Source organism: Ruegeria sp. O11 (assembly GCF_056535285.1).
Window position 1 is genome coordinate 1 of record NZ_JBQERS010000033.1, and the last position, 5779, is coordinate 5779.

Below are 5779 nucleotides of genomic sequence, written 5' to 3' on the forward strand. Positions count from 1 at the left end.
GCATAGCCATCGCTATTGGTGAGATGGTCGACGCATCGATTGGGATGATCGAGGCGATGCACAGGCGGTTGGAAAAAGAAAAGCTCACAGCAGAGAACCGATGGCGGATTGTGCAAGAGTGCGCTTCTGAGGTGGGACCAGCCCTTTTTTATTCTCTGGCGATTATCACGGTTAGTTTTTTGCCTGTTTTCGTTCTGGAAAATCAGGAAGGTAGGCTCTTCTCGCCACTCGCTTATACCAAAACCTACGCCATGGCTGCAGCCGCCATCCTTTCGATAACGCTGGTTCCGGTCTTGATGGGTTACTTTGTAAGGGGGCGTATTCTACCGGAGCGAAAAAATCCGCTAAATCGCTTGGTTGTGTTCGTGTACCGCCCATTTCTGGACGCGGCAATTGCCTGGCCATGGGCAACAACACTGTTGGCCGGCGTTCTGGTGACGTCCATGTGGTACCCGTACCAGAGAATTGGCTCTGAATTCATGCCCGAGTTGAACGAAGGTGATTTTCTCTACATGCCGAGCTTCTACCCCGGGATCTCGACGGGAAAAGCCCGTGAGGTACTGCAGCAGACCAACCGCCTGATCGCGACCGTGCCTGAAGTCGAAACTGTTCACGGTAAAGTTGGGCGTGCGGAGACTGCAACCGATCCAGCACCTCTAACGATGGTGGAGACCACAATCCAACTCAAGCCGGAAGAAGAATGGCGCCCCGGCATGACAATGGAGAAAATCCGGAATGAGCTCGATCGTATCGTTCAGGTTCCGGGCGTTACAAATGTTTGGATCCAACCTATCAAGAACCGCATCGATATGCTTGCGACAGGTATCCGTACTCCTGTCGGTGTCAAAATATCCGGCACCGACTTGGAGGTCATTACAGATATAGGGATCGAAGTAGAGCGTGCGGTCGCTGATATTGATGGAACGGCTTCCGCCTACGCAGAGCGACCTGTTGGCGGGCGTTTCATCGAAATCGACGTCAAACGAGATGCCGCCTCCCGATACATGATGAGTGTTCGAGAAGTTCAGGACGTAGTGCAGACCGCAATTGGCGGTATGCAAGTGTCGGAATCTGTGGAGGGGCTGGAGAGGTTTCCTATAAACCTTCGGTACCCTCAGGCATGGCGAGACAGCCCGGAACGGCTCGAAAATCTTCCTGTCGTCACGCCGTCGGGTGCTCATGTGCCACTGTCCGCTCTCGCCGATATTCGAATAGTTGACGGGCCGGGAATGATACGATCAGAGAACGCTCGACGAACTGGGTTCGTGTTCATCGACATCGCGGGGCGCGACCTGGGCGGCTATGTGGCCGAAGCACAAGAGGTGGTTACAGAAAAGGTCGACCTGCCTCCAGGTTACTCGCTGACTTGGTCAGGGCAGTATGAGTACATAGAGAGAATGCAGGACAGGTTGACGATCGTTGCTCCTGCAACCCTGCTAATTATCACGCTCATGCTTTTCTTGGCGTTCAATCGGGTGATTGAGGTCGGGATAATTCTTGCGGCGCTCCCGGTCGCATTGGCAGGTGGGGTTTGGTTCTTATGGTATCTTAACTTCGATATCTCAATTGCTGTGCTCGTGGGCTTCATCGCGCTGGCGGGAGTTGCCGTGGAAACAGCGATTGTCATGTTGTTGTACCTCAATCTTGCTTGGGAGAAACGTCGAGGGCTGGCGCAATCGGAACAGCGAAAGCTGACACGTGACGATATCGAAGACGCGGTGTTCGAAGGAGCCGTTCTTCGGGTTCGGCCGAAGGTAATGACTGTAGCCACGATCTTTGCAGCACTGATACCCATCATGTACGGCACCGGTACAGGCTCTGAAATCATGCAGCGGATCGCTGCGCCGATGATTGGGGGCATGGTGACAGCGACCCTTCTTACGCTTTTTGTCATTCCCGCAATATTCGTGATTTGGAAACGGCTCGCGCTCAATCGCGTGAACCGAGAGATCTCCCACACGATCCAGGAAGTGCCCCCTGCGCTTCCGGCAGAATAATACCCACAACCTTGAAACAGGAGCATCTGATGAAAACTTTGACTGCAATTTTGGCCCTATTGGCCGTGTCTACAACATCCGGCATCGCGCAAACGAACCACGGCATGGACCATTCCAACATGCCCATGTCTTCCGAACAGATGGAAGGTGCGGTCCACGCAAAGGCTTTGGTGAACTCAATTGGCGACGAAACCGCTAACGTCAGCCATGATCCGATCCCCGAGATCGGGTGGCCCGCGATGACGATGGATTTGCAGCTTCTTGAGAATGCCCAGATGATGGGTGAGATCAGCGCAGGTGACGAAGTCACACTGATGTTGGTCAAAAGCGATGATGGTATGTATGCGATCGGCGCGATCATGAAAAACTGAGTCTGTTGATGCGGCAGCTATTCACCAATGATGTGATTGTTCGCCGTTTCAACGACTGTAGGAAATTCTATGAACTAAGAGAAATGGAGTAGGAGCCACTCAAGAACCAAATCGTATTTCAACGATCTGTGGCTCTGCTCATAAGTTATCAGTCCATTGTCGGTTAAAGGCGCTTTAAGCAATTCGTTGACTGATTGAAGCTCCAAAGCTCAGAAAATCTTCCGGCTATACTGATTGAACAGAGCAATCCAGGCAAGCAGTACACAAACTGCCAACGCTTCGGTATCTCCGGCCCGCGCCACTGCAGTTAAACTGCGCAAAATTCTGGAGCTACTTGCGCAGCCCAGTGGAAATCTGACCGACAAGCAAATCCCACCTAAAACATTTCACAATTGGAATGTGTGTACTACATTGTCGCCGAGATGACTTCACGCGGCCATTCAACGGACCAGCGTCGAATTGTCTGGGGCGTTGCCTTGTTGGTTTTTGCTTCAGTCGAAAACGCAGCGCGGAGCGGTCAAAATGAGGATATCTCCAGGGCGACGACTTGGGAAAACGATACGACATGACAGCTAACACAAGAGAGCACTGGGACGATGTCTATGGCGAGAAGTTTGACACCCAATTGAGTTGGCACGAGGATGATCCAGAGATATCGCTTGAACTCATCGAGTTGATCAGAGTGTCTAAGCCTTCATCCGTCATCGACATTGGTGGAGGTACATCTCGTCTTGCTGGAGCGTTGCTTGCGAAGGGGCTCCATGACGTGACAGTTCTCGATCTATCGCAGGTCGCGTTGGACACGGCCCGGGAAAGGTTGGGGCGCGCCGCTGAAACAGTCACTTGGATTTCTGCAGATATAACTTCTTGGGTCCCCGATCGCAGATATGACGTCTGGCATGATAGGGCGGTTTTTCACTTTCTCGTGGATACATCGCAACGCGCGGCCTATCTGGAAAGCGTGAAGAAAGGGGTAAAAATTGGCGGCCATGTGATCATTGCTACGTTTGCACTTGATGGGCCGGAGACTTGCAGTGGTCTCCCTGTCGCCCGCTATAGTCCGAGCGATATCGCCGTGCTTTTTGAGGAACACTTTGAACTCGTCGCGCATCGCCATCACCTGCACCAAACCTCTTGGGGGGAAAGTCAGTCTTTCCAGTTCAGTGTTCTCCGCCGCTGCGTTTGAGCCCACACCTGAAACTGGCCCAAAGCGGTACGCTTCCAATAAGCTTTCGGGGCATGCCGATTGTGTTCACAAGTTACGTTTGGCCCTCAAAAACTGGCAGAACCACCTTAGCGCACAAGCCGCCAGTTTCCCCGTTTAGCAATTCTATCGTGCCACCGTGCGACTGGATGATCGTACGTGCGATCGACAGCCCCAAGCCGGTTCCGCCAGTCTCTCGCGAGCGGGATGTTTCAAGCCGCACGAATGGGTCGAATACCGCATCGAGCATATGCTCGGGGATGCCGGGCCCCTGATCCTGGATCAATATTTTTGCCTCATTCCCCTCTTGCATGACTGAGACGTTGGCCCGGGCACCATACCGGCAGGCGTTTTCAATGATATTGCGCAGAGCTCGCTTCATCAGCATCGGCCGAAGCGTGACGGCCGGATTGTCTGCGACCGATACTTCAACCGTGTCACCGGCTTGCACAATGTCTTCGGTCGTTTTGGTTACGAATTCACCAATTGGGACGGTACTGGAAGGTTCGCGCGTGGCCACGCCCTTGGCAAATGACAGGGTGGAGTCCACCATCTCCTGCATTTCCTCGATGGTCTCGATCAGATGGTCACGGGTCTCCTCTTCCTCCACCAGTTCGGCGCGAACCCGCAATCCCGTCAGTGGCGACCGCAAATCGTGACCCAGCGCCCCCAATAGTCTGGTCCGATCGGCAACATAGCGAGTCAGCCTATCACGCATATGGTTGAACGCCTGCGTCAAATCTCGCACCTCGGTCGGACCAGAAACCGTCAGTTCCTGGACGTCTTCACCGCGACCAAACTGGTCTGCAGCCAGTGACAGGCGGCGCAACGGGCCGGTCAGCCGTGTCAGTAGAAACCAAATGGCTGCTCCAAGAATTAAAGTTGCAGTGAAACCGAAGCTGACGAAGGACTGCAAAGGCCATTGCAGAGGAGGGTTATGGAACCGGGTATCCACGTTGAGCCATTGATCGGTCGTCAGAGCGATCGACAGCTGCATTTCAATTGCGGAAACGTGATCACGCATCATTGCCATGTGCATTTCAGCCATTGTAGACGGAACACCTTCAACCGGCAGCATATCGGGAGAGAACTCATGCAACTCTACCCGGATGGGACGGTTTTCATAGCCTGGCAGAATTCTGCGGATTGTGTTTTCGACCGTCCCACCAGCGCTATGTCCGGTGTGATCGACTGCGGGCGTATCTGTAAGGCTGAAACGCACCAGTGGAGAACTTGCCGCCCGCAGGATCGCGTCGTGCATCTCGGGTGGAGCTTCTTCAATCAGCCGCGCGATGTTTGCGGCGCGTCCGGCGGTTTCCAGGCCAAGGGCCATGTGCACTGCCATTGAGCGTTCGTCGACGAACAGCCACAGGCTGACCAGTTGCGCGGCAGCCAGCGCGGCGATGATCAAAAGGATAAGCTGACCGCGCAGACTTTGGGCAAAGGCTTTCATCCCGTAAGCTCGCTCACGTCGGTCGACAGGCAATAACCGCCACCTCTTATCGTGGTGATGAGCTTCGGCCGCGTTGGGTCAGCTTCGATCTTGCGACGCAAGCGGCTGACCTGGTTGTCGATCGTACGGTCGAACAAGTGCGGGCTGCGGCCGGCGGTCAAATCCAGCAGTTCGTCTCGCGACAGGAGTTTGCGGGGCCGCTGCAGGAATACGGCCAGCAGCCGGACATCGGCGGTGGTCAGACTTTCTTCGGCCCCTTCGGCGGATATCAAGGTGCGACTGTCGGCATCCAGAACCCAGCTTCCAAAGGCGATCCGTTTGCCGCTCAGATCGCCAGCCGGGGGGACGGTGGTTTCGGAACGCCGCAGGATCGCCTTGATCCGGGCCAGCAATTCACGTGGGTTGAATGGTTTGGGCAGGTAGTCATCGGCGCCGATCTCTAAACCCACGATACGGTCGGTGTCATCGCTGAGGGCTGTCAGCATCAGGATCGGCGGGCCACCGGCCGCGGACAGGCGGCGACAGACCGACAATCCGTTTTCGCCCGGCATCATGATGTCGAGTACGATAAGATCAATCCGACCGGCCGCCAGTCGTGCGTCCATCTCGGTTGCGTCTAGCGCGGTACTGGCGCGAAACCCATTCTTTTCCAGATAGCGGCTGACAGCATCACGGATTTCGCGGTGGTCGTCGACAATCAAGATATGTGGTGCTTCAGTCATGGCGCAATCATAAGCCCCGGCGCGGCACAAAT

Annotated in this window: 5 protein-coding genes; 3 read left to right on the forward strand and 2 right to left on the reverse strand. The window is 54.7% G+C overall.

Annotation, left to right across the window (positions count from 1 at the left end; genetic code table 11):
- The 3 genes from ACRZ91_RS22035 to ACRZ91_RS22045 all read left to right on the forward strand — a co-directional run.
- On the forward strand, positions 1-1997 hold a 1997-nt coding region (locus ACRZ91_RS22035; protein WP_480908620.1), incomplete at its 5' end, for an efflux RND transporter permease subunit.
- Positions 1998-2026: 29 nt separating this feature from the next.
- On the forward strand, positions 2027-2368 hold the full coding sequence (locus tag ACRZ91_RS22040) for a copper-binding protein (protein WP_170417920.1): 342 nt from the start codon (positions 2027-2029) through the stop codon (positions 2366-2368).
- A gap of 547 nt (positions 2369-2915) precedes the next feature.
- Complete coding sequence (locus ACRZ91_RS22045) at positions 2916-3554, forward strand: class I SAM-dependent methyltransferase (RefSeq protein ID WP_480908622.1); 639 nt, start codon at positions 2916-2918, stop codon at positions 3552-3554.
- 73 nt (positions 3555-3627) lie between these two features.
- Here the strand turns inward: ACRZ91_RS22045 and ACRZ91_RS22050 are convergent, their stop codons facing one another.
- Together ACRZ91_RS22050 and ACRZ91_RS22055 are read right to left on the reverse strand one after the other, a co-directional pair.
- Positions 3628-5058: an ATP-binding protein gene (locus ACRZ91_RS22050; protein WP_237217564.1), complete on the reverse strand. Its 1431-nt coding sequence runs from the start codon at positions 5056-5058 to the stop codon at positions 3628-3630.
- Positions 5022-5747: a response regulator gene (locus ACRZ91_RS22055; protein WP_480908624.1), complete on the reverse strand. Its 726-nt coding sequence runs from the start codon at positions 5745-5747 to the stop codon at positions 5022-5024. Before ACRZ91_RS22055 ends, ACRZ91_RS22050 begins: the two co-directional genes overlap by 37 nt.
- Positions 5748-5779: the final 32 nt, after the last annotated feature.